Source organism: Pseudomonas sp. GL_117 (assembly GCF_057835125.1).
Map to the genome: position 1 here is coordinate 3,658,377 of NZ_CM174418.1, position 22,764 is coordinate 3,681,140.

Sequence of the window (22,764 nt, forward strand, 5' to 3'; positions counted from 1 at the left end):
AAACTGTGGGAGCTGGCTTGCCTGCGATAGCGGTCTGCCTGTTGAAGCTTGATTGCCTGATCCACCGCTATCGCAGGCAAGCCAGCTCCCACATTTGAACGGTGTTTGCCAAAAGATCGGGGGTTTGCCGTGAGCTGATTCGACCCACCCCCATCGTCATGCAACCGTCACATCCATCTGCTGTGCTGGCGCCCATCGCTTCGTTGCCCAAGGACTCGCGGCCATGTTCTGCGTACTCAACCCCCACCGCTGGAAACTCGCCCTGCTGCTGATCGCCGCCAACCTCGGGCTGCTCCTGCACCTGGCCTGCGGCGAGTTGAAAAGCGTCAGCGAATGGGTCTGGCTGGACATCTTCGGCGAAGGCGGCTCGGCCCTGCTCGCCCTGGTCTGGCTTGGCCTGGTGCTGAAAAGCCGCCCCGCCGGGCGCGTGACCAACTACCTGGCGCTGGGCCTGTCGTGCATCTTTTTCTCATGGTGGATCGACAGCCTCGACGAGTTCATCCGCCTGCCCGACAGCATCACCTGGGACCACTGGCTCGAGTCCGGGCCAATGCCGGTGGGCATGATCCTGCTGACCATCGGCATCTACCACTGGCACCGCGAGCAACTGGCGATCAGCGCGCAGATGGAGAAGCGCGAGCGGCTGTTCCGCGAGCACCGGCTGTTCGACAAACTCACGCCGCTGGCCGGTGCCGATTACCTCAAGCGCCAGTTGGCCGAGAGCCTGCAAGACAGCCGCGAGCAACAACGGCCGCTATCGTTGCTGGCCCTGGACCTGGACAACTTCGCCGCAATCAACCAGGCCTACGGCCATGCCGAAGGCGACGCGGTATTGCAGGCCCTCAGCCATGCGCTGTTGCTGAACCTGCGCCGCCAGGATTTGCTGTGCCGCCTGGCCGGTGATCGTTTTGTGGTGCTGCTGCCAGACACCGGCGAACGCCAGGCCCAGGTGCTCGCACTGGAACTGCAACAGAGCGTACGCGCCCTCGCCCACAAGACCCGCCAGCAAGGCGAACGCCTGCAGCTGGCGGCGACCACGGCCGTGGTGATGGCCCTCGACGAAGCGCCCCAGGACTTGCTCAAGCGCCTGAACCTGGCCCTTGCCCGCGCCAAACACCCCCTCGCGAAAAGCGCCTGAGATGGCCGTGAAAACCGATTGGTATGAAGCCGACAGCCGCTTCATCCCCGGGCACTACCAACCCGCCACACTGATCGACCTGGCGTTGTCGCGGGACATCGACAGCCATCGCCTGCTGCGCGGCACCGGGCTGTTTCACGAAGACATCCTGGCCGGTACGGCGCGCCTGAGTCCGCAGCAGTTTTTTGCGCTGATCGGCAACAGCCGCAAATTATTGGACGCCGACGACAGCAGCTTCCTGTTTGGCCAGCGCCTGCTGCCAGGCTATTACGGCGCGGCCAGCCACGCCTTGGGGCATGCGCAGAACCTGCATCAGGCCCTCGAGATCCTGATCCAGCAGCAAGTGCTGCTCAGCCCATTGGTGAGCCTGCAACTGGAACTGGATGAGCACCACGCCTACCTGTACTGGCTGGACAGCTGCGGCGCCGGCGAACACTGGCGTTTCCTGCTGGAAGCGAGCATGACCTCGCTGGTTGCCATGAGCCAGTGGCTCAGCGGCGAGCGCCTGCCGTGGGCGTGCAGTGTCAGCCATGCCGAGCCGCGTTACGTCGAGCAGTATTGGGTGCACCTGGGCGAAGAAACCCGCTTCGAACGCCCGCTGGACATGCTGAGCATCCCCCGTGAATACCTGACCCGTGCCTGGCCGGGCGCCTCGGCCACGGCTGGGCAAGTGGCACGCCAGCAAGCCCGCGAGCAGATCGAGCAGTTGGGTTTTGCCGGCAGTTTTCTCGATTGCCTCTACGATTACCTGCGCGACCAGGTGCGCCAGGCGCCGAGCCTGGAGCAGGCGGCCCAGGCCTTCGCCATGAGCCCGGCGACCCTCAAGCGCAAATTGCACAAGCACGACACCGGGTTTCAGCAGCAGGTCGACCGCGTGCGCAAGCAGGTCGCGTTGCACCTGTATCAGGTCAAGGGCTACAGCAATGAGGAAGTGGCGGCGTATTTGAACTTCAACGACGCGGCGAACTTTCGCCGCGCGTTCAAGCGCTGGACCGGCAGCACACCGAGCCTGATCCGCCAGCTGTTCAACAGCCGCTAGCCAGGCGCTCGCGCAGGAACTCCACCAGCGCCTGCACCGGGCGCGAACTTTGCCGGTGCTGCGGGTACACCGCCGACAAGGTCAGGTCTTCGGGGGCGAATTCGTCGAGGACCGTCACCAGGCGGCCGTCCTTCAACGCCTCGCCGACGATAAAAGTCGGCAGGTAGGTGACGCCCAGCCCGGCAATCGCGGTGTCGCGCAACAGGTCGCCGTTGTTCACGCGCATGCGCCCGCACACGTTCACCGCTTGCAGCTTGCCCTTGAAGCGCCACTGCACCTGGCGACCATGGCCGTAGGGCAGGCAGTCATGCGCGGCGAGGTCATCGGGTTTTTGCGGGGTGCCGCGCCGGGCCAGGTAGTCGGGGCTGGCGCAGTACACCCGGGGGATGCTGGCGATGCGGCGGGCAATCAGGGTTGAGTCTTCCAGGGTGCCGATGCGCAGCACCAGATCGTAGCCTTCGCCGATCAGGTCAACGGGGCGGTCACTGAGGTCGACCTCGACCGCGACCTCGGGATAGCGCTGCAAGAACAACGGCAACAGGCAACCCAGATGGGCCATGGCAAACGACAACGGCGCGCTCAGGCGAATGGTGCCGCGCGGCTCGCTGTTCTGGCCGGCGATGCCCTGCTCCACTTGCTCGACTTCACTGAGCAGGCGCAAGGCGGATTCGTAGTAACTCTGGCCGAGTGGCGTAACGTCCAGGCGGCGGGTGGAGCGGTTGAGCAGGCGCACGCCGAGGCGGTCTTCGAGCTGGATCAGGCGGCGGCTGACGAACTGCTTGGACAGGCCCAACTGTTCGGCGGCGGCGGTGAAGCTGCCGGATTCCATGACCTGGCAAAACAGGCGCATGTCTTCAAAGGGGTTCATTGTCGCTTCTCGGTGGACGATGGGCTGTTTTATATCCGGTTAGTCGCAATACCACAAAACAAAATGTGGGAGCTGGCTTCTGTGGGAGCGGGCTTGCTCGCGAAAGCGCTGGGTCAGTTGGAACATCTTTGACTGACACGCCGCATTCGCGAGCAAGCCCGCTCCCACAAAAACCCGGCTCCCACAGGGTTCAACGGTGTGATGCAGAACCGCTTACTTGGCAGTAAACGCCGAGTAGCTGTTCATCAGGTTGCGGTAGTTGGGGATGCGCGGCGACAGCAGGTTGGCCAGGCCTTCCATGTCGTTGCGCCAGTCACGTTGCAGCTCGCACGCCACCGCAAACCAGTTCACCAGTTGTGCACCGGCGGCGGTCATGCGTGCCCAGGCAGCCTGCTGCACGGTTTCGTTGAAGGTCCCCGATGCATCGGTGACCACGAACACTTCAAAGCCTTCCTCCAGCGCGCACAAGGTCGGGAACGCCACGCACACATCGGTCACCACACCGGCAATGATGATCTGCTTGCGACCGGTGGCCTTCACGGCCTTGACGAAATCTTCGTTGTCCCAGGCGTTGATCTGGCCAGGGCGGGCGATGTACGGCGCGTCCGGGAACAGTTCTTTCAGCTCAGGCACCAGCGGACCGTTGGGGCCGCTTTCAAAGCTGGTGGTGAGGATGGTCGGCAGGTTGAAGAACTTCGCCACATCGGCCAGGGCCAGGACGTTGTTCTTGAATTCGTTCGGCGAGAAATCCTGCACCAGCGAGATCAGGCCAGTCTGGTGGTCAACCAACAGTACAACGGCGTCATCTTTGTTCAAACGAGGGCTAGCCATGGTTCAACTCCTTACGGGGGATGGGAAATCAGAAAGCAAAGCAGGAACAGCCAAACGCGCCCCAGAAACCCTGGAAGTCGCTGACCGGCACGCTGGAAAGCCGGGCCTTTTCATGGCTGTGGGAATGCACGCCGCACGGGCCGCTGCACTGGTGAACCTGGGCCTGCAACGGCGAACTCGGGCGCCAGTGCCCCGGCACCTTGACCACCGGCGACCAGTCCGGCAGCACCGGCACGCGTGGCGGTGCGACATCTTCAAAGTCGCCGGCGCCGTAGACCACCTTGCCGCCGACCACGGTGAGGACCGACTCGATCCACTTGATGGCTTCTTCATCGACGCTGAAAAAGTCCGCCGACAGTGCCGCGACGTCCGCCAACTGGCCGACCTTGATCTGGCCCTTCTTGCCCTGCTCGGACGAGAACCAGGCGCTGCCGTGGGTAAACAGCTCCAGCGCGGTCAGGCGCGGCAGGCCTTCGGCGTGCAGCTCCAGACCGCCCACGGTGCGGCCGCTGACCATCCAGTACAGCGAGGTCCACGGGTTGTAGCTCGACACTCGCGTGGCATCGGTGCCCGCGCCGACCGGCACGCCTTCGGCGAGCATGCGCTTGATCGGCGGCGTGGCTTCGGCGGCCTTGGCGCCGTAGCGCTCCACGAAGTACTCGCCCTGGAACGCCATGCGGTCCTGGATCGCAATACCACCGCCAAGGGCGCGCACGCGCTCGATGTTTTTCGGCGTGATGGTTTCGGCGTGGTCGAAAAACCACGGCAAGCCGTTGAACGGGATGTCGCGGTTGACCTTCTCGAACACGTCGAGCATGCGCGAGATGGATTCGTCATAGGTAGCGTGCAGGCGGAACGGCCAGCGCTGCTCCACCAGGTGGCGGACCACCGGCTCCAGCTCCTGCTCCATGGTCAGCGGCAGGTCCGGGCGTGGTTCGAGGAAGTCCTCGAAGTCGGCGGCGGAGAACACCAGCATCTCGCCGGCGCCGTTGTGCCGCAGGTAGTCGTCGCCCTGATGCAGGGTCACGCTGCCGGTCCAGTTCTTGAAGTCGGCGAGCTCTTCCTTGGGCTTCTGGGTGAACAGGTTGTAGGCGATGCGCACCGTCAACTGTTCGTCCTTGGCCAACTGCTCGATTACCGCGTAGTCGTCCGGGTAGTTCTGGAAACCACCACCGGCGTCGATGGCGCTGGTCAGGCCCAGGCGATTGAGTTCACGCATGAACTGGCGGGTCGAGTTGACCTGGTACTCCAGCGGCAGTTTCGGGCCCTTGGCCAGGGTCGAATACAGGATCATCGCGTTGGGGCGCGCCACCAGCATGCCGGTGGGGTTGCCGTTGCTGTCACGCACGATCTCGCCGCCCGGCGGGTTCGGCGTGTCCTTGGTGTAGCCGGCCACGCGCAGGGCGGCGCGGTTGAGCAAGGCGCGGTCGTAGAGGTGCAGTACAAACACCGGGGTGTCCGGCGCGGCCTGGTTGAGTTCGTCCAGGGTCGGCATGCGTTTTTCGGCGAACTGGAATTCGTTCCAGCCACCGACCACGCGCACCCACTGTGGCGTCGGGGTGCGGTCGGCCTGGTCCTTGAGCATGCGCAATGCATCGGCCAGGGATGGCACGCCTTCCCAACGCAACTCCAGGTTGTAGTTCAAGCCACCACGGATCAGGTGCAGGTGCGAATCGTTGAGGCCCGGGATCACGGTGCGGCCCTTGAGGTCGATGACCTGGGTGCCGCTGCCGCGCAGGGCCATGGCTTGAGCATCGGTGCCGACGGCGACAAAGCGCCCTTGGTGGATGGCGACGGCGGTGGCGCGCGGGTTTTCCCGGTCCACCGTGTGGAACTGGCCATTGAACAGAATCAGATCGGCGTTCATAGGGTTTCCTTTACAGAGGCTTCAAGCCAGGGAGCGAACAGGCGGGTGGCCGCCGGCATCAGCAGGTAGACCACCAGCAGCACGATGGTCAGGGTGATCAGGAACGTGGCGACCACATAGTTGGAGAGCAACGGGTGCAGGCGCAGCACCGGGCCCCAGATGATCGGCACCAGCAGGGTCAGCGGCAGGATCACGCACAGCGTGACCACGGCTTGCTTCCAGCGCGGCGGCTTGGCGGCGTTTTCGGTTTCGGGGTTGAACCAGAACTCGTTGACGGCACCGATTTCGGTGTTGTCGCCGTCGGCCAGCATGGGGGCGGCTTCGGCGATCAGGGTCTTGCGTTCGGGGGAATCGAGCCACTGTTCCAGAGCATCGGTGGAGCGGTAGCGCAGGACGCAGGTGAACAGCGCGAGCTTGTTTTGTTTGCTGCGTACGACGTCCACACCGAGGTGGCCGGGGCGTTCGCCGGCAATGCGCACGATGCGGCGTAGCCAGGCTTCGTAGTCGGTTTCGCGGCCTGGCTTGACCAGGTGTTTGACGACCAGTGTGACGACTTCGTCGGGGCTGGTTTTGGGTGTAGGGTCCATGACGTTTGATTCCCCCCTGGAGAGTTGAGCGATGGGGGGAGTTTGGTGGGGATTGGGGATGGGGAATTGGATGTATGTGCTGTTTGGGGTGGGTGGGTTGGGTACACACCCGTTACCGAACAAACGGATATGCACGCCAAACCTTAAAGCACCTGCGCCATGTGTTCGCCCATGCGCCCACGCGTTTGATTGTTCGCGGGGCTCAATAACAACACCTCAGGTTCTAGACTTCAGGCCTTCTTTTCATAACCAACCCCCTGAAGAGAAAATTTCACTTGGGTACGCCTCTCAAACTTTTTTGTAATCTCCTGGGTGCCGGTCATTGAATTCGCGAATCGGCCATACAAGCCTCTGCTATTGACTGAACCATTTCTAACACGGCCTCTGTCGTCTGTACTAAAGGGAGCAAAAAAACTGCCACTTGTCGGCGCAATCTGTGAACTTCGGTCGATCATCGCGCCATAGTGTTCGACAAATCCAATATTATAGCCGGCCAATGCAACTTTCTGATCGACATCAAGATCTTTCACATGCTGTTTGGGCCCAAGCTTATCGGGGTCCGTAACATCCTGAACATAGGCCTTTAGCCGCTTGGCGTTATCGGGATCTCGCTCTACTGTCAGGTTATATTTATGACCAAACTTGAAATCTACCAATGTGCTATTACTGCCCCCTGGTCCTCCATCCGCCTCGGGACGACCTTTGGGAGCGCTGAAATGCGGACCAAATCCGGAAAACACCACCAGTGCCTTACCGTCACCGCGTGGCTGCATCCCAATGTAGCCAGTCCCCAGCTTATTACCTTTTTCATTATTGACGCCGAACTGCATCGCGTAATAGATCCCGCCATCCTTGCTGCTCTTGCGTTGAGCGCCTTTATCGATAGTGATTGGAAACGTGATATTGCTCAATCCAGGGCTAGGCGTATAAACATAGTAATCCACACCGAATAGCACATTCGGCTTGGTCGCCTCTTTATTGATTTGAAGTTTTGGCTCACTGACCCTGTCAAGCTTTGACATCACGGTAGTTTCCGCAGCGCCGGCACGTGCTGCCGGCTGCGGGCTTTTGCGGTGTCCTTCACTGTGACTACTGCGCTGCTCACGCTGCACACTCGCCGAGGATAAACCTGGTGTGAGAACAGACGTTTCAGGTGCTACATGTGGAAACAGGGGTAAGTTGCCAATGCGCATAGGAGTAACTGCCTTCGCTGGAAAAGTCCCTCCATAGTAGAAAGCCTTTACTCAAAGAGGCTGTCAGTAAAACGACTCGGACGTCCTGGACTTTGCTTAATTCTGGCGCGGGTTGATCGGCGATCAAACCTGAAGCGCCCGCGCCATATGCTCGGCAATCCGCCCACGCAACCAGCGCTCCGCCGGATCATTGTCATGCACCCCACTCCACACCATCGACAGCTCCGCGGCATCAATCGCAAACGGCGGATCTTCCGCTCGTAAGGGGGTGCCTTCGGTCAACGCACACGCCGCATAATCCGGCACCGTCGCAATAATCTGCGTACCCGCCAACAACGCCCGCAGCCCACTGAACTGCGGCACCGCCAGCACCACCCGACGGGCCCGGCCGATCCGGGCCAAATCCAGATCAATATTGCCGCTCAGGTCTCCGGAGAACGACACCATTGCATGGGGCCGCGCACAGTACTCATCCAGGGTCAGCGGCGCGACACCGTCGTCCCCGCGCAGCACCTTGCACGGAATATCCCGCAGCTTCTTGCGCTTGGCATTCGCCGGTAATTCCGTGGTGTAGCTGACCCCCACGGAAATCTCGCCACTGGCCAGCAACGCCGACATCAGCAGGTAGTTCGCGCGGCGCACCACCACGACAATCCCGGGCGCCTCTTCACGCAGTTGGCTGAGCAATGGTGGGAACAGGCCAAACTCGGCGTCGTCGGACAGGCCGATACGAAACACCGCACAGCTGGTTGAAGGGTCGAAGTCCTTGGCGCGGCTGACGGCGCCCGAGATGATGTCCATGGCCGGTTGCAACTCCTTGAGTATCGCCACGGCACGTGGCGTGGGCTCCATGCCCCGCCCGTTGCGCAGCAGCAACGGATCGTCGAACAGGTCGCGCAGGCGGCCCAGGGCGGCACTCACCGCCGGTTGGCCCATGAACAGTTTTTCGGCGACCCGGGTCAGGTTCTTCTCGAACATCAGCGCCTCGAAAATCACCAGCAGGTTCATGTCGACGCGACGCAGGTCGTTGCGATTCATAGCGGTATCCACACGATTGGCGAACCGCCAGATAAGCACGCAGAACGCCGCCTGGATTGCACGCCTGTGCTGTCTTTTCAACGCCCGGACCTGGCGAAATTAACAACGATTAACTCGTCAGCCGGGCGGTCGGGCGCCAAGAATGTGTCGGTCTACACTGCATCCATCCACCGGGAACGCTCCCATCGACTACGGATATTCGTCATGGCCCGACTCGAGCAACTTGCTCCCCGTTTATCTGCAACCGGCGGCCTATGCTCGCGCCGCGAACGGATTGCCAAGCAACTGATCCTCGCCAACCTTGGGGAAAGTCTGACCATTGCCGAACTGGCCCAGGCCTGCGCTCTGTCGCGCAGCCACTTCTCCCGTGCCTTCAAGTGCAGCACCGGGTTGTCACCCCAGGAATGGATCCGCCAGCAGCGCATCCAGCGGGCCAAGGAGCTGATCACCGGTTCCGACTTGAGCCTGACGCAGATTAGCCTGGAGTGCGGGTTCTGCGACCAGGCGCATTTCTGCCATATGTTTACCCGCAGCGTCGGCGTCAACCCGATGACCTGGCGAAACCACCAATCGCGTCACAAACCACAGGTGATTGCGGCCTAGTGGTCTGCACACGCCTGGAATATGCTGGCCAGACCCTTTTCCAGGAACGTGGCCGCCCATGAGTGACCTCAGCGACCAGGCCGTGCAGTTCGGCCCTTACCGCATCCACCCGCGCCAGCGCCTGGTGCTGGAAGGCGGCCGGCCGTTGCGCCTGGGGCGGCGCGCGGTGGATATCCTGCTGGTCCTGCTGGAACAGGCCGGCAATGTGGTGAGCAAGCAGGAATTGATGGCCCGCGTGTGGCCCAAAAGCGTGGTGGAGGACGGCAACCTGCGGGTGCATATGGCGGCGCTGCGCAAGGCCTTGGGCGATGGCCAGGCCGGGCAGCGCTATATCGTGACGGTGGCCCAACGCGGCTACAGTTTTGTCGCACCACTGAGCATCGAACCGATGAGCCTGCCCACCGAGGGTGCGTCACCGCGCCCGTGCCATAACCTGCCGCTGCGGCGCACGCGGATGATCGGCCGCCAGGCCCTGATCGACGCACTGGTGCAGCAGATGCCCGTGCTACGCTTCATCACCCTGACCGGCGCCGGCGGCATGGGCAAGACCACCGTGGCGCTGCGGGTGGCGGAGTTGCTGATCGGGCATTACCGCGACGGCATTTGCCTGCTCGACCTGGCGCCGCTGAGCACGCCGTCGATGATTCTGCCCAACCTCGCCGCCCTGCTCGACCTCACGCTCACCGAGGCGCAACCACTGCTGTCCCTCGCTCGAAACCTGCAATCGCGCCAACTGTTGCTGGTGATCGACAACTGCGAACACCTGCTGGACGACATCGCGCTGATCAGCGAAACCCTGCTGCGCCACGCGCCCGAGCTGCACATCATCGCCACCAGCCGTGAAGCGTTGCGCGCCGAGGGTGAATCGGTGCAGCGCCTGGAACCGCTGGCCTGCCCGCCCGCCACCGGCAACCGCGCCCAGGCCCTGGGCTACCCGGCCTTGCAGCTGCTGATCGAGCGGGCCATGTCCCACCAGGACAGCTTTGCATTGAGCGAAGCCGAACTGCCGCTGGCGATTGATATTTGCCAGCGCCTGGATGGCATTCCCTTGGCCATCGAGTTGGTCGCTGCGCAGATCGAACGCTTCGGCCTGCAAGGCTTGCGGGTACAGATGGAAGACAACTTCCGCCTGCTGACCCGTGGCCGCCGCAACGCCCTGCCCCGTCAACAAACCCTGCGCGCCACCCTGGATTGGAGCTTCGACCTGCTCACGGGTTGCGAGCAGATTTGCCTGCGCCGCCTCGCGGTATTCCGCGGTAGCTTCAGCCTGGCCAGCGCGGCGGCAGTGATCGCCGGGGAGCGTATCGCACCGCTCGAAGTGCTGGGTTCCATCACCCAATTAGTCGCCAAGTCGCTGTTGAATGTGGAGGCTGGCGATGACGAGGTGGTCTATCACCTGCACGACATCACCCGCACCTACGCCCTGGAAAAACTCAGCGGCGCCAACGAGCTCGACACCACCCGCGAGCGCCATGCCGAGCGCTGCCTGGCGCTGATGGAGCAGGCGCAGGACGATTGGGAACTGATCGCGACCCAGGCCTGGCTCGACCGCTACGCCCCCTTGCGCGAAGACATCCGCGCCGCCCTCGACTGGGGCCTCGGCGACCAGGGCGCCCATTTGCTGGGGATTCGTCTCACCGTCAGCGCGATGCCGTTGTGGCAAGAGCTGTCGCTGCTGCGCGAACACGGCCTGTACGTGGGCAAGGCCCTGGCGCGCCTGGGCCAATCGACCACACCGAGCCAGCGTTTGCGCATGGCGTTGCAACTGGCGCTGGGCAGTTTTTCCTATCACACCCAGGGCGGCACGCCGCAAACCATCGAGGCATTCGCCTGCGCCAGGCGCCTGGCTGAAGCTGGCAAGGACCTGGCCGGCCAGTTGCGCGCCGTGTCGGGCCAGATGGCGGTCAGCCTGTGCTGCGGCAACTATCGCGAAGCCTTGGTGCAGAGCCTGCACTTCGACCAATTGGGGCCCCAGGCCGACCCCTTGCTGGACCTCAGCGCACAACGCCTGCGGGTGCTGGCGCAACACTTCGCCGGCAACCAGGCGCTGGCCTTGCACAACGCCGAGCAGGTGATCCAGCGCATGGCCCAGAGCGGCCATCTCAACCGTTTTACCCATGGCTTTGGTGTGCAGTACGACCAGAGCGTGGCGTCGTTGACGATCCTTGCACGCATCCAGTGGCTGCGCGGTTTCCCGGAGCGCGCGGCACGTACCGCCGATCAGGCGCTGGCATTGGCGTTGCAGATCAACCATGGCACCTCGATCTGCTACACGCTGGCCCTGGCCGGGGTGGTGATCGCCCGCTACAACGGTGACACCGACGCCACCCGCAAGCAGATGGACTTGCTGCTGCAACAGGCGCAGAAACACTCGGCGCAGCTGTTCCACACCTGGGCACGCTGCTACGCCGGGACGCTACCGATGGCGGACGTGCAGGGCCTGGGGCTGGTGGAGGACATCCTGCTGACCTTCAACGCCATCGCGGTGAGCGATGCAGTATTCGAGCGCGCCAGCAACGGCCTGACCGGCTGGTGCACCGCGGAGATCCTGCGAGTACGTGCCGAAAGCCTTGACGACAAGCGCGCCGCCGAAAGCCTGCTGCTCGAAGCCCTCGGCCTGGCGCACCAGCAAGGCGCCCTGGCCTGGGAGCTGCGCAGTGCCACGGCGTTGGCGCGGTTGTGGCAAAGCCAGGGGCGCGTGCAGGCGGCGCGTGACCTGCTGGAATCGGTTTACGGGCGGTTCAGCGAAGGCTTTGAGACCGCGGACCTAGTCAGAGTACGCTGCCTGCTCGACGAGTTGCAGGACAAACGACCGGCCTGAAAACGGCCCCAGGTAATGCCCGTAGCCCGCTTGCAAACGCGCCACCTGCTGCGGGTCGCGCAGTTGCGCCAGGGCGTAGCTGCGCAGGCTGTTGAGCAGGCGATAGCGCGCAGGCCCAGGGCCCGGTTCCTGCGCCAGCAACGAAGTGCCGACCAGCCGTGCCAGCAGATAGGCCAGGTCGGCATGTTCCAGTTCGGTGCCCGCGACCAGTTCGGTCAACACGGGCAAGCTCACGGCCATCTTGAACAGGCCCATTTGCAGGAACAGCCAGCGCTCCGGCAGGCTCAGGCGTGCGTAACTCCAATCCAAAGCCGCCGTGAAGGACTGGTGGCGCTCCACCGCCGTGCGGCGCCCGCGCGTCAATACCTGCAAGCCACTGCGCAATTGGCTTTGCACGCCCTGTATGCCGAGGGCTTCGACCTGGGCGGCCGCCAATTCCAGGGCCAATGGCAGGCCATCGAGGCGCCGGCAGATCTCGCGCAGCGGCGTCAGGTCCTGGGGGCGCAACACAAAACCCTGCTGGCCGGCCCGCACCCGCGCGACAAACAGCTGCACCGCCGGCGCCGTCATCGCCTGTTCGACACTGCCCCACGCACATGGCGCCGGCAGGGGTAGCCGGGGCACGCGCTGCACCCACTCACCGGGCAATTGCAGAGCTTCGCGGCTGCTGAGCAAGACGCTGACCCGGGGGGCGTGCTGCGCCAGGGCGCGCACCAGATGGCGACAGGCACTCAGCAGCAAATCGGCACCATCGAGCACCAGCAACAGTTGGCGCGTTGCCAAGGGTTTGCACAGTGCCTGGGGGCTGGCACAGGGTTCCAGGCCAAGCGCCTGTGCCAGATGGTGCAGCATCTGGGTGGGCGCTTGCACGGTCGCCAGGTCCACCCACCACACACCGTCGCGATAACGCGGCAGCATCCGTTCGGCCAGGGCCAGCGCCAGGCTGCTCTTGCCCACGCCGGCGCAACCGGTCAGGGTCATCAGGCGTTGCCCGCACAGGCGCCGCGCCAACACGCCCAGCAGCTCATCGCGGCCAATCAGCGGGCTGAGGCGCACTGCCAGGTTGTGCCGGGACTGGCTGACTTGAGCAGCGCCCTGCACCGGCGCGACAAAGCTATAGCCGCGCTGGGGGTCGTTGATGATGCACGGCTGGCCATCAAACGCACGGCGCAGCGCGGCAATGTGCACGCGCAGGTTGTTCTCCTCCACTACGCTGCTGGGCCAGACGCGGGCGATCAGGGTGTCCTTGCTGACAAACTGCCCCGGCACCTCCAGCAGCACCGCGAGGATGTCCAGCGCCCGCCCGCCCAGCGGCACCGGAAAGCCAGCCTTGCTGACCAGCCGTTGCTGCGGGTGAAAGGTGTAGCGGCCAAAGCTCACCGTGGGCGCATTGTTCATCTCGATAAAGCGCTGAAACACCCGGCCTTGGGCGTTTGCGCATCCTTTTTTATGGGCGTGGAGCTATCTTGCCAGCTCGCCGTGACAGGACAATGCTGGCACGGGGAGCCACACGGACATTGGAGTGCGCGAGACGGCCATACCGCCCTTAACTGAATTGCTGGCGGTACTGAGTCGGGTTGAGGCCGAGTTTCTCGCTGAACAGAGAACGCATGTAGCGCACACTGCCGAAGCCGGCATGGAAGGCCACGGTCTTGAGCGGCAGGTCAGTGGTTTCGAGCAAGTGGCGGGCCCGGTCGATGCGCGCGCCCTGCAAAAATGCCATCGGCGTCATTTGCACGTCCTTGGCAAATACCCGGGCAAAGTGGCGCGCACTCATCCCCGCCAGATCGGCCATCGAATCGATGGTGAACGGCTGATCCAGATGCGCCAACACGTGGTTCTGTACCCGCGTGATCGGCGTTTCCTGAGGCGCTACCGCAGCAGTCATCGGGCTGAACTGGGCTTGGCCGCCCTGGCGTTTCATCACCACCAGCAGCACCTTGGCCACATCCACCGCGACCTGCTTGCCGTGGTCCTGGGCCACCACCGACAGCGCCAGGTCGATACCGGCGGTGACGCCGCCCGAGGTGATCAAGCGACCGTCCTGCAAGTAAATGCGGTCGGTCTCGACGATGGCCTTGGGAAAGCCCTGGATCAGCCGCTCGGTGTAGTGCCAATGGGTGGTCACGCGGTGGCCGTCGAGCAGCCCGGCATGCCCCAGCACAAACGCGCCGGTGCAGATCGAACCAAAGCGGCGCGCCTTGGGGGCGCTAGCCTTGAGCCACGGCAGCAACGCGGGATGGCATTCGTTATAGGCACCAGGGCCGCCGGGCACCAGCAGCAGGTCATAGGCGTCGTGGGCGTGTTCCAGCAACAGATCGGGCTGCACCAGCACGCCATTGGACGCACGTAGCGCGCCGGGCTCGGTGCCGACGGTGAGGATGCGGTAATGCTCGGCCACTGGCAGGTAGCGGTTGGCAATCGAAAACACTTCGAGCGGCCCGGCCATGTCGAGCAACAGGAAGTCCGGGAACAGCGCCATGGCCACGGTTTTCATAGGGGCGGCAAATCCATCGAATAAGGTACGGGCCGGGCATTATGGCACGTCTTATATTGTCAATCTCAAGGGGACAGTTATTCAAATTTCAGCTTCTTAATGAATATTCGGATAACCATTAACCTTCTTCTCAACGCCAGCGCACTGCATCTCGCAGCCAACGCTCACTTGAGGACAAGACCATGCTGACCCTTCGCAAAGCTTCCGAACGCGGCGCCGCCAATCACGGTTGGTTGAAGTCGTTCCACACCTTCTCGTTCGCCAACTACTGGAACCCGAACGAGCAGGGTTTCTCCGACCTGCTGGTGATCAACGATGACCGCGTCGCCGCCGGCAAAGGCTTCGGCCAGCACCCGCACCGCGACATGGAGATTTTCTCCTATGTGCTCGAAGGCGCCCTGGAACACAAGGACACCCTTGGCACCGGCTCGGTGATCCGCCCTGGCGACGTACAACTGATGAGCGCCGGCAGCGGCGTGGCCCACAGCGAGTTCAACCACAGCCAGACCCGTGGCGTGCACTTCCTGCAAATCTGGATTGTGCCGAACGTGGTCGGTGCCGAGCCGCGCTATCAGCAGGAGCACTTCAGCGAAGCGCAGAAACGCGGACGCTTGCAGTTGATCATCTCGCCGGACGGCGCCGACGGTTCGCTGAACGTGCGCCAGGATGCGCGGGTGTATGCCGGGCTGTTCAACGGCGACGAAAGCGCGACCCTCGACCTCGCAGCGGACCGCTACGCCTACATCCACGTGGCCCGTGGCAGCGTTGAAATCAACGGCCAGCGCTTTGTCGAAGGTGACGGTGCGCGAGTGCGCAATGAGCAGCAAATCCACCTCAGCCACGGCGACGACGCCGAGGTGCTGGTGTTCGACCTGCGCCCTCAGGAACTGCCACGCATGCCGTGACGGGCATGGCGATGGCCCCTCGAAACGGGCCATCGCTGGCGTCGATAGTCACCATCAGCGCAATGAAGTTCTCTTAAAAAATGCAACGCGTAACATCAAACCCATACCCGGCAACACCCAACCTTAAACATCTGGAGCACACCATCATGAAACGCCAAATCCTGCTTAGCCTCGCTTTCTCGGTACTCGCTGCAAACGCTTTTGCTCATCCTGTTGTCGCTGAAGGCGGTGCAGACCGCTTGATTGAAAGCCGCGTTGCCGAAGGTGGTGCGGATCGCCTGCAAGGAAATCGTGTCGCCGAAGGTGGTGCGGATCGTCTGCAGGAACGTGGTCTGGCCGAGGGCGGTGCAGATCGTCTGCAGGAACGTGGTCTGGCCGAAGGCGGTGCGGATCGTCTGCAGGAACGTGGCCTGGCTGAAGGCGGTGCGGATCGTCTGCAGGAACGTGGTCTGGCTGAAGGCGGTGCGGATCGTCTGCTGGGCAACCACGTATAACCCGCACTGTTCGCGGGGTACTCCAAACCGGCCTGATCAGCCGGTTTTTTTTCGCCCCGAATAAACCTGGATATTTGCCCCCCCTCAAAACACGACCTGTAGTGAGCGGGCTTGCCCCGCGCCGGGGGGCGAAGCCGCCCCAACACGACCGACGCGGTGTTTCAGGGAGGTCGAGGTGCCTGGGTTTGGGGCGGCTTCGCCACCCAGCGCGGGCAAGCCCGCTCACTACATGGCCCCGCCTGTTTCGGGTCGGTTTCTACCAGTTTTCTCCCAGCCCGAGCAGGCCCAGGATCTGCCGCCGCAAGTCGACCAGATACGGATCATCGCGATGCCTGGGGTACGGCCGTTCGATGGTCAACTGTGCCTGGATTTTTGCCGGGCGATCGCTGAATACGATCACGCGGTTGGCCAGCAGCAAGGCTTCTTCCACGTCATGGGTCACCAGCAACGCCGTGTAGCCCTGGCGTTGCCACAAGTCGATCAACTCTTTTTGCATGGTGATGCGCGTCAGGGAGTCCAGCTTGCCCAGCGGTTCGTCGAGGATCAGCAAGCGCGGTTGATTGACCAGCGCACGGGCCAACGCCACGCGCTGCGCCATGCCGCCGGACAACTGGCGCGGATAGGCGCGGGCGAACTGGCGCAGGCCGACCTTGTCCAGGGCCTCATCGACCTTGGCCGAATGCGTCTTGAGCAGACCCTGGGCCTCCAGGCCCAGTGCAACGTTGTCCCACACCCGGCGCCAGGGGTAGAGGGTCGGGTCCTGGAACACCACCACGCGGCTCGGGTCCGGCCCGGTGATGGGGGCGCCGTCGGCGAGCAAGCGCCCGGAATCCGCCGGTTCCAGCCCGGCGACCAAGCGCAGCAGGGTGGATTTGCCGCAGCCGGAAGGACCGAGCAGTGCGACGAATTCCCCCGGCGCCACGTCCAGCGACACCCGTTCCAACACCGGCAAATGCTCGCCGTCCAGGGCAAAACCGTGGCTGAGGTTGTCGATGCGCAGCGCCAATCCCGTCGACGCCGATACCGCGTGTGCCAGGGCTACCATTTCATCGCTCCTTTCTGCCAGGCCAGCAAACGGTCACGCACCAGGAACAACCCGGTGATCAACCCCGAACAGGCCAATGCCATGATCAACAGTGCGGCGTACATATTCGCGTAAGCAGCCCAGCCTTGGGCCCATTGCAGATACCAGCCGATGCCGGATTTGACCCCCATCATTTCCGCCACCACCAGGGTCGAAAACGAGGCGCCCAAGCCCATGAACAAACCGACGAATACGTGGGGCAGCGCCGCCGGAATCGCCACTTTGAAAATCAGGAAGCCTTGCTTGGCGCCGAGGGTGCGTGCCACGTCGTAATAGGCCTTGTCCACGCTGGCCACACCGGACCAGGTCAGCACCGTGACCGGAAACCAGGTGGCCAGCGCGATCAGAAACACACTCGCGCTCCAACTGCTCGGAAACAGGAAAAAGCACAGCGGCAACAACGCCGTCGACGGCACCGGGCCAAGGATGCGCAGCAGCGGGTGCAACCAATAGCCAATACGCGTTGACCAACCGATGGCGACACCGGCGATAAACCCGCTGATCGCCCCCAGCGCCACGCCCGAACCGAGCAGCAACGCGGAGTTGAGCAGGCTGTCGGCCAGGCGCGCGTAGTCTTCGACGTACACCGCGAGCAAGGCCTGGGGTGGTGCAAAAAACGGCACCGGAAGGAGCGCGAGTTTGGCGGTGAGCAGCTCCCAGATGCCCAGCAGCACCGGCAAGGCGATCAGCCACGGCGCGCCAGTACGCAGGCGCTGGCCCAGTTTGGCGATACGCAGACCGAGCAGGCTCAGCACAACGAACAAGACCGCCAGACCCACGCAGAGATTCGCCAAGCCTTGGGTCATCGGCCAATGGCGCACCGCGTTGGGCCAGTAGCTGATCAACAGCGCGACGGCCAGCCAGGCCGCCACTACGGCGGCGCCCTGCCCCCAGGCCTTGAATGTCAGCGGCGGGTTGAGGGTTGTCGCGTCAGCTGAAGACATCGGCGGTGATCTCCTTGGCAAACTCCGCCGGGTCAGTGCTCTTGCTGATCACTTCGACGGTTTTCAGGTCGGTGACGTAAGTCAGGATTTCCTCGGTCAACGCCGCGCCCACCGCGTGGTGGCCGTGGGTGTGGTCGTGAAGGATCGCCTGCACTTCTTCCACCGAAGTGTTCAGCGCATGGGCCTGGAAGCCTTTGGCGACCGCTTCCGGGTGTTGCACGCTATAGTCATGGGCTTCGAGGATCGCCTGGGTCAGCGCCGCAACCACGCGTTTGTCTTCACGCACCAACTTGCCGGTGACACCGACCACGCAGCAACTGAGGTTGGCGTATTCCTCCACCAGGTTGGTGGACAGTTCCCGCGCCACGCCGGACTTGATCAGGCGATACATGAACGGGTCGCTGCCGCTCACCGCCTGCACTTCGCCGCGCTCCAGGGCGGTGCCGAGCAGGTCGGCGGGGTATAGGCGCCACTCCACGTCACGCACCGGGTCAACGCCGTGTTTTTTCAGCAGGATCGAGAAGAAATTGCGGTCCGGGCTGGCCATGTCGGTGACGCCGATGGCCTTGCCCTTGAGGTCTTCCAGCTTGCTGATACGGCCATTCGCGGCACTGAGCAAACGCAGGCAACCGCCGTGGGTACCGGCGGTGAGTTTGACGTCGAAGCCCTGCTCCAGTGCCTTGAGCCAACGCAGCGCCATGCCCACGCCCGCATCGGCCTTGCCGGTGGCGATGGCCTCCAGCAGCACCTCGGTGGAGTTGCCGAAGTTGACCAATTCCACGTCCAGGTTGTGCCGGGTGAAAAAGCCCTGCCCGTGGGCGATCACCACCGGAGCCAGGCACACGGCGTTGAGGTTGACGGCCAGCTTGAGTTTGCGCGGGGCGTCGAGGCGGATGAAATCGCCAGTGCCCGAAGGCTCCTGCGGCGTGTGGTGGCCGGCGTGTTCGTCGGCACCGAAAGCCAGGTGCGGCAGCGTCAGGCCGGCCAGGGTGATGCCGGCCATGCCGAGCAAGTGGCGACGGGTCAAATGGTCGAATGCAGCCATGGAGAGTTTCCCTTCAAAGAGGCCAGCAGCCATATGCCAAAAATTGCACAGGGCTCGAAAATAAATCGCTTTCAATTATATTAATGACGGATGATTATGAAAGGACCCTATAATTCTATGGTTATGCCCGATTCGTCGGATCGCGGAAAAAGTGCCCTAAGCTAAGATCGAAAGAGTATTTATCGAATAGTTTTTAGAACTTTAAGATTGGCCGCATTCCGTTGAAGATCGAGCCTGCCATGTCTATCCGTCGCCCCCTCGCCGCTGCATTCGGGCTGTTGGCCCTCTGCGTTGCGATCAGTGCCGAAGCCCAGGAGACCCTGCGTATCGGTTATCAGAAGTCGTCCACCCTGATCACTCTGTTGAAGACCCAGGGCACCTTGGAAACAGCCCTCAAGGCTGAACACATTGACGTGTCCTGGCACGAGTTCCCCAGTGGCCTGCCGCTGCTCGAAGCGTTGAATGTGGGCAACGTCGACATCAGCGCCGACGTCGCCGACACCGTGCCGATCTTCGCCCAGGCGGCCCAGGCCAAACTCACCTACTTCGCCCAGGAAGCGCCCTCGCCTTCGGCCCAGGCCATCGTGGTGCGCAAGGACTCGCCGATCCAGCAGCTCAGCGATTTGAAAGGCAAGAAAATCGCGGTGACCAAGGCCGCCGGTACCCACTATTTGCTGATCGCCGCACTGGCCAAGGCCGGGTTGGCATTCGCCGACATCGAGCCCGCCTACCTGTCCCCCGCCGACGGCCGCGCCGCGTTCGAGAACAATAAGGTGGATGCCTGGGTCACCTGGGAACCCTTCCTCACCGGCGTGCAGCGCCAACTGCCGACCCGCACCCTCACGGACGGCAGCGGGCTGGCCAGCTACAAGCGTTACTACCTGACCGGCACCCCGTACGCCAAGGCCCATCCCGAGGTGTTGAAGGTGGTGTATGAGCAGTTGGAAAAAGCCGGGAAATGGGTGAAGAGCAACCCGCAGGACGCAGCAAAAGCGCTCGGCCCGCTGTGGGGCAACCTGGATGTCGCCACGGTGGAAGCGGCGAATGCGCACCGCAGCTACCTGGTGCAGCCGGTGACGGTCGAGCAGTTGGGTGAACAGCAGAAGATTGCCGATGCGTTCTTCAAGGCGGGCTTGCTCCCCAAATCCGTGGATGCCAAGGATGTCGACACCTGGAAGCCGTAACCGGGTCAACTGTGGAACGGGCTTGGGTGCTAGGACGCGAAGGGCATTAGGCGCTTGCTGGAGATCGTCCGGGCACTGCCAGTCCTTGTGGGAGCTGTCGAACTTTAGTGAGGCTACGAAGGCGGTGGGACTGTTGGTGGAGGTGTTGGCTGAACCCGCGCTTTCGCGGGCAAGCCCGCTCCCACAGGTGATCGGCGGTGCCGGGCTGTCAGTGTTCGGCCGGAGGTCGCCCAGACACTGCCAATCTCCTGTGGGAGCTGTCGCACTTTAGTGAGGCTGCGAAGGCGGTGGGACTGTTGGTGGAGGTGTTGGCTGAACCCGCGCTTTCGCGGGCAAGCCCGCTCCCACAGGTGATCGGCGGTGCCGGGCTGTCAGTGTTCGGCCGGAGGTCGCCCTGACACTGCCAATCTCCTGTGGGAGCTGTCGAACTTTAGTGAGGCTGCGAAGGCGGTGGGACTGTTGGTTCCAGGGCATGATCAGTTACCTCCTGATCATGCGTATTAACCTGTAAACCATGTCCCCGGTTAGATATGTAAACGATGTCCCCGGTTTGTATCGGGGCAAGCCCGCTTACTACTGCAACCTACGCGCCGCCACCGCCCCCAACACCCCGCCCACCATCGGCGCCAGCCAGAACAGCCATAACTGCGCGATGTACTCCCCCCCCGCAAACAGTGCCGGCCCGGTGCTGCGTGCCGGGTTCACCGACGTGTTGGTCACCGGGATCAGCACCAAGTGAATCAGGGTCAGTGCCAAGCCAATCGCAATCGTTGCAAACCCTGGCACCGCGCCCGGAGCGGTCACGCGCATGATGATGAACACAAAGAAGAACGTGGCGATCAATTCGGCCAGCAGCGCGGCTTTCATATCGAACTGGCCTGGACTCAAGGGCCCGTAGCCGTTGGCGGCAAAACCACCCGCGGTAAAGCCTGGCTGCCCGTTGGCAATCAGGTACAACGCTGCAGCCGCAACGATCGCCGCGCTGACTTGCGCGGCGAGGTATGGCAACACGTCCACGCCGGCCATCCGCCGCCCGGCCCATAGGCCAACCGTCACCGCCGGGTTGAAATGCCCGCCCGAGATGCCGCCCACCGCATAGGCCATGGTCAGCACCGTGAGGCCGAACGCCAGGGATACGCCGACAAACCCAATGCCCAACTCCGGAAAGGCCGCCGCCAGGATGGCGCTGCCACAGCCGCCAAAGGTCAGCCAGAAAGTACCGAGAAACTCTGCGGTCAAACGCTTTTGCACAATCGACTCCATTGCTGTTCACGTGCCGCCACCACAGGACGTGGGCGGTCCCGGGTGACGGTAGCAATGGGTCTTGAGGCGCCCTATAAGACTTGTCCGGTTTTAGCCGTGTGGCACACCCTGCCCAAACCGCCGAATCGCCAGGCAATACCCAACCAACGCCAGCGCCGCCAACAACCCGCCCGCCGCGCCGATCCAGGCGAAGCCGAACTGGCTGCCGACCCAACTGCCCATCAGGGCGCCGCCGCCGATGCCGATGTTGTAGATGCCGGAGAACATCGCCATGGCCACGTCGGTGGCGTCCGGTGCGAGGACCAGCACCTTGGACTGCATCGCCAGGCCGAAGCCCATGATCGCCATGCCCCAGAAGATGCTCAGGCCGACGAGGTAGGATTCAGCACCGCTCAACGGCAGCATCAGCGCCAGGCACGCAGCGAGGATGGACACTGCGCCGACCACGAACAGGTGCGGGTTGAGGCGGTGCACCAGGCTGAACAACAGCGAGCCGATGATGCCCGCACCACCGAAGACCAGCAGGATCAGGGTCACCGCACTGCCGCTCATGCCGGCCACGCCTTCGACGAAGGGCTCGATGTAGCTGTAGGCGGTGAATTGCGCGGTCACCGTCAGCGCGGTGAGCACGTAGAGCGCCACCAGCGCCGGGCGTTTGAACAACAGCGGCAGGCTGCGCAGCGAGCCGGAGTTCTGGCTTGGCAATAGCGGCAAGGTGCGCGCCAGCCAGAACACCAGGGCCGCGGCGAACGCGCCGATCACCAGGAAAGTGGTGCGCCAGCCCATGGCTTCGCCGAGCAGGCGACCCAGCGGAATCCCCAATACCATGGCCAAGGAGGTGCCGGTGGCCAACAGGCCGAGGGCCTGCACCTGCTTGCCTTCCGGCGCCAGGCGCACGGCGAGCGAGGCGGTGATCGACCAGAACAACGCATGGGACAAAGCGATGCCGACGCGACTGACCATCAACAGGCCAAAGCTGGTGGCGACGCTGGACAGCACATGACTGGCAATAAACAGGCCGAACAGCACGATCAGCAGCTTGCGCCGTTCGACGTTGCGGGTCAGCAGCATCACCGGCAGCGACGTCAGCGACACGATCCATGCGTAGATGGTCAGCATCAGGCCGACGCTGGACACCGGCATGTCAAAGCTGGCGCCGATGGCGCTGAGCAACCCGACGGGCACGAATTCGGTGGTGTTGAACACAAAGGCGGCCAACGCGAGGGCGAAGACCGGTTGCCAGTTGGCTTGGGGAGTTGCAGCTGAATGGCTCATTGAAGGGCGCGGTACTCGGACGATGATCAGACGGCCACCCAGGACAAGCGCCGCCGCCGGGCATTCTATAGGTTTCTGGCCCGGCTGT

The 22,764-nt window shown here is 63.1% G+C and carries 20 protein-coding genes; 7 read left to right on the plus strand and 13 right to left on the minus strand.

The features are described 5' to 3' along the window. Window positions 1–223: 223 nt before the first annotated feature. Both AC3ISR_RS16455 and AC3ISR_RS16460 read left to right on the plus strand, forming a co-directional pair. Window positions 224–1,138 carry a GGDEF domain-containing protein gene (locus AC3ISR_RS16455; protein ID WP_489324376.1) on the plus strand — a complete coding sequence of 305 codons (915 nt, stop codon included), beginning with the start codon at window positions 224–226 and terminating at the stop codon, window positions 1,136–1,138. Window position 1,139: 1 nt separating this feature from the next. Next, on the plus strand, window positions 1,140–2,177 hold the full coding sequence (locus tag AC3ISR_RS16460; RefSeq protein WP_489324377.1) for an AraC family transcriptional regulator: 1,038 nt from the start codon (window positions 1,140–1,142) through the stop codon (window positions 2,175–2,177). Here AC3ISR_RS16460 and AC3ISR_RS16465 read toward each other — a convergent pair. The 6 genes from AC3ISR_RS16465 to AC3ISR_RS16490 all read right to left on the minus strand — a co-directional run bounded on the left by AC3ISR_RS16465 (window position 2,164) and on the right by AC3ISR_RS16490 (window position 8,561). Then, the gene (locus tag AC3ISR_RS16465; RefSeq protein WP_489324378.1) at window positions 2,164–3,045 is read right to left on the minus strand and encodes a LysR family transcriptional regulator; all 882 of its coding nucleotides are present in this window, start codon (window positions 3,043–3,045) and stop codon (window positions 2,164–2,166) included. The two genes, AC3ISR_RS16460 and AC3ISR_RS16465, sit on opposite strands and share 14 nt — an antisense overlap. A 213-nt stretch (window positions 3,046–3,258) precedes the next feature. Further along, on the minus strand, window positions 3,259–3,876 hold the full coding sequence (gene ycaC / locus AC3ISR_RS16470; RefSeq protein ID WP_192296414.1) for an isochorismate family cysteine hydrolase YcaC: 618 nt from the start codon (window positions 3,874–3,876) through the stop codon (window positions 3,259–3,261). A 28-nt stretch (window positions 3,877–3,904) separates the two neighbouring features. Further along, a complete protein-coding gene (locus AC3ISR_RS16475; protein WP_226457476.1) occupies window positions 3,905–5,743 on the minus strand; it encodes an amidohydrolase in 1,839 nt (612 codons plus the stop codon). After that, entirely contained in the window at window positions 5,740–6,330 is a 591-nt protein-coding gene (locus tag AC3ISR_RS16480) for an antibiotic biosynthesis monooxygenase (protein WP_305391042.1), read from the minus strand. Before AC3ISR_RS16480 ends, AC3ISR_RS16475 begins: the two co-directional genes overlap by 4 nt. 230 nt (window positions 6,331–6,560) lie before the next feature. Continuing rightward, on the minus strand, window positions 6,561–7,523 hold the full coding sequence (locus AC3ISR_RS16485) for a hypothetical protein (protein ID WP_463984829.1): 963 nt from the start codon (window positions 7,521–7,523) through the stop codon (window positions 6,561–6,563). 123 nt (window positions 7,524–7,646) lie between these two features. Further along, a complete protein-coding gene (locus AC3ISR_RS16490; protein ID WP_192296417.1) occupies window positions 7,647–8,561 on the minus strand; it encodes a LysR family transcriptional regulator in 915 nt (304 codons plus the stop codon). A gap of 204 nt (window positions 8,562–8,765) precedes the next feature. On the opposite strand from AC3ISR_RS16490, the gene AC3ISR_RS16495 reads away from it, so the two are divergent. Together AC3ISR_RS16495 and AC3ISR_RS16500 are read left to right on the plus strand one after the other, a co-directional pair. After that, window positions 8,766–9,164: a helix-turn-helix domain-containing protein gene (locus AC3ISR_RS16495; RefSeq protein WP_192296418.1), complete on the plus strand. Its 399-nt coding sequence runs from the start codon at window positions 8,766–8,768 to the stop codon at window positions 9,162–9,164. Between the two features lie 58 nt (window positions 9,165–9,222). Further along, a complete protein-coding gene (locus AC3ISR_RS16500) occupies window positions 9,223–11,985 on the plus strand; it encodes an ATP-binding protein (protein ID WP_463984828.1) in 2,763 nt (920 codons plus the stop codon). Here the strand turns inward: AC3ISR_RS16500 and AC3ISR_RS16505 are convergent. Both AC3ISR_RS16505 and AC3ISR_RS16510 read right to left on the minus strand, forming a co-directional pair. After that, on the minus strand, window positions 11,932–13,383 hold the full coding sequence (locus AC3ISR_RS16505; RefSeq protein ID WP_192296420.1) for an ATP-binding protein: 1,452 nt from the start codon (window positions 13,381–13,383) through the stop codon (window positions 11,932–11,934). The two genes, AC3ISR_RS16500 and AC3ISR_RS16505, sit on opposite strands and share 54 nt — an antisense overlap. Window positions 13,384–13,531: 148 nt before the next feature. Then, window positions 13,532–14,482: a GlxA family transcriptional regulator gene (locus tag AC3ISR_RS16510; protein ID WP_192296421.1), complete on the minus strand. Its 951-nt coding sequence runs from the start codon at window positions 14,480–14,482 to the stop codon at window positions 13,532–13,534. A gap of 182 nt (window positions 14,483–14,664) precedes the next feature. Here AC3ISR_RS16510 and AC3ISR_RS16515 point away from each other — a divergent pair, with 182 nt between their 5' ends. Both AC3ISR_RS16515 and AC3ISR_RS16520 read left to right on the plus strand, forming a co-directional pair. Further along, window positions 14,665–15,387, plus strand: coding sequence for a pirin family protein (locus AC3ISR_RS16515; RefSeq protein WP_192296422.1), 723 nt, complete (start codon window positions 14,665–14,667; stop codon window positions 15,385–15,387). A 146-nt stretch (window positions 15,388–15,533) separates the two neighbouring features. Beyond that, complete coding sequence (locus AC3ISR_RS16520; RefSeq protein WP_463984827.1) at window positions 15,534–15,881, plus strand: hypothetical protein; 348 nt, start codon at window positions 15,534–15,536, stop codon at window positions 15,879–15,881. A gap of 256 nt (window positions 15,882–16,137) precedes the next feature. On the opposite strand, the gene AC3ISR_RS16525 is transcribed toward AC3ISR_RS16520, so the two are convergent. The 3 genes from AC3ISR_RS16525 to AC3ISR_RS16535 are packed head-to-tail and all read right to left on the minus strand — an operon-like array spanning window position 16,138 to window position 18,954. After that, window positions 16,138–16,926 (minus strand): ABC transporter ATP-binding protein, encoded by a 789-nt coding sequence (locus AC3ISR_RS16525; RefSeq protein ID WP_192296424.1) that lies wholly within the window; start codon window positions 16,924–16,926, stop codon window positions 16,138–16,140. Next, the gene (locus tag AC3ISR_RS16530) at window positions 16,920–17,909 is read right to left on the minus strand and encodes an ABC transporter permease (protein ID WP_463984826.1); all 990 of its coding nucleotides are present in this window, start codon (window positions 17,907–17,909) and stop codon (window positions 16,920–16,922) included. Before AC3ISR_RS16530 ends, AC3ISR_RS16525 begins: the two co-directional genes overlap by 7 nt. Next, window positions 17,896–18,954, minus strand: a complete 1,059-nt coding sequence (locus tag AC3ISR_RS16535) for an ABC transporter substrate-binding protein (protein ID WP_463984825.1) — start codon at window positions 18,952–18,954, stop codon at window positions 17,896–17,898. The genes AC3ISR_RS16530 and AC3ISR_RS16535 overlap by 14 nt, the downstream gene beginning before the upstream one ends. Before the next feature lie 239 nt (window positions 18,955–19,193). Between AC3ISR_RS16535 and AC3ISR_RS16540 the strand changes: the two genes are divergently transcribed. Further along, complete coding sequence (locus AC3ISR_RS16540; RefSeq protein WP_463984824.1) at window positions 19,194–20,138, plus strand: aliphatic sulfonate ABC transporter substrate-binding protein; 945 nt, start codon at window positions 19,194–19,196, stop codon at window positions 20,136–20,138. A gap of 573 nt (window positions 20,139–20,711) precedes the next feature. On the opposite strand, the gene aqpZ is transcribed toward AC3ISR_RS16540, so the two are convergent. Both aqpZ and AC3ISR_RS16550 read right to left on the minus strand, forming a co-directional pair. Next, a complete protein-coding gene (aqpZ, locus tag AC3ISR_RS16545; protein WP_489324379.1) occupies window positions 20,712–21,401 on the minus strand; it encodes an aquaporin Z in 690 nt (229 codons plus the stop codon). 90 nt (window positions 21,402–21,491) lie between these two features. Next, on the minus strand, window positions 21,492–22,676 hold the full coding sequence (locus tag AC3ISR_RS16550) for a sugar transporter (protein WP_192296429.1): 1,185 nt from the start codon (window positions 22,674–22,676) through the stop codon (window positions 21,492–21,494). Window positions 22,677–22,764: the final 88 nt, after the last annotated feature.

Excerpts from the sequence above, each read along its gene's own strand:
- AC3ISR_RS16460 (WP_489324377.1), top strand. The coding sequence starts at position 1,140 with ATGGCCGTGAAAACCGATTGGTATGAAGCCGACAGCCGCTTCATCCCC.
- AC3ISR_RS16480 (WP_305391042.1), bottom strand. The coding sequence starts at position 6,330 with ATGGACCCTACACCCAAAACCAGCCCCGACGAAGTCGTCACACTGGTC.
- AC3ISR_RS16535 (WP_463984825.1), bottom strand. The coding sequence starts at position 18,954 with ATGGCTGCATTCGACCATTTGACCCGTCGCCACTTGCTCGGCATGGCC.
- AC3ISR_RS16515 (WP_192296422.1), top strand. The coding sequence starts at position 14,665 with ATGCTGACCCTTCGCAAAGCTTCCGAACGCGGCGCCGCCAATCACGGT.
- AC3ISR_RS16510 (WP_192296421.1), bottom strand. The coding sequence starts at position 14,482 with ATGAAAACCGTGGCCATGGCGCTGTTCCCGGACTTCCTGTTGCTCGAC.
- AC3ISR_RS16465 (WP_489324378.1), bottom strand. The coding sequence starts at position 3,045 with ATGAACCCCTTTGAAGACATGCGCCTGTTTTGCCAGGTCATGGAATCC.
- AC3ISR_RS16455 (WP_489324376.1), top strand. The coding sequence starts at position 224 with ATGTTCTGCGTACTCAACCCCCACCGCTGGAAACTCGCCCTGCTGCTG.
- AC3ISR_RS16495 (WP_192296418.1), top strand. The coding sequence starts at position 8,766 with ATGGCCCGACTCGAGCAACTTGCTCCCCGTTTATCTGCAACCGGCGGC.
- AC3ISR_RS16490 (WP_192296417.1), bottom strand. The coding sequence starts at position 8,561 with ATGAATCGCAACGACCTGCGTCGCGTCGACATGAACCTGCTGGTGATT.
- AC3ISR_RS16540 (WP_463984824.1), top strand. The coding sequence starts at position 19,194 with ATGTCTATCCGTCGCCCCCTCGCCGCTGCATTCGGGCTGTTGGCCCTC.
- AC3ISR_RS16475 (WP_226457476.1), bottom strand. The coding sequence starts at position 5,743 with ATGAACGCCGATCTGATTCTGTTCAATGGCCAGTTCCACACGGTGGAC.
- AC3ISR_RS16500 (WP_463984828.1), top strand. The coding sequence starts at position 9,223 with ATGAGTGACCTCAGCGACCAGGCCGTGCAGTTCGGCCCTTACCGCATC.
- AC3ISR_RS16550 (WP_192296429.1), bottom strand. The coding sequence starts at position 22,676 with ATGAGCCATTCAGCTGCAACTCCCCAAGCCAACTGGCAACCGGTCTTC.
- AC3ISR_RS16530 (WP_463984826.1), bottom strand. The coding sequence starts at position 17,909 with ATGTCTTCAGCTGACGCGACAACCCTCAACCCGCCGCTGACATTCAAG.
- AC3ISR_RS16505 (WP_192296420.1), bottom strand. The coding sequence starts at position 13,383 with ATGAACAATGCGCCCACGGTGAGCTTTGGCCGCTACACCTTTCACCCG.
- ycaC (WP_192296414.1), bottom strand. The coding sequence starts at position 3,876 with ATGGCTAGCCCTCGTTTGAACAAAGATGACGCCGTTGTACTGTTGGTT.
- AC3ISR_RS16485 (WP_463984829.1), bottom strand. The coding sequence starts at position 7,523 with ATGCGCATTGGCAACTTACCCCTGTTTCCACATGTAGCACCTGAAACG.
- aqpZ (WP_489324379.1), bottom strand. The coding sequence starts at position 21,401 with ATGGAGTCGATTGTGCAAAAGCGTTTGACCGCAGAGTTTCTCGGTACT.
- AC3ISR_RS16525 (WP_192296424.1), bottom strand. The coding sequence starts at position 16,926 with ATGGTAGCCCTGGCACACGCGGTATCGGCGTCGACGGGATTGGCGCTG.
- AC3ISR_RS16520 (WP_463984827.1), top strand. The coding sequence starts at position 15,534 with ATGAAACGCCAAATCCTGCTTAGCCTCGCTTTCTCGGTACTCGCTGCA.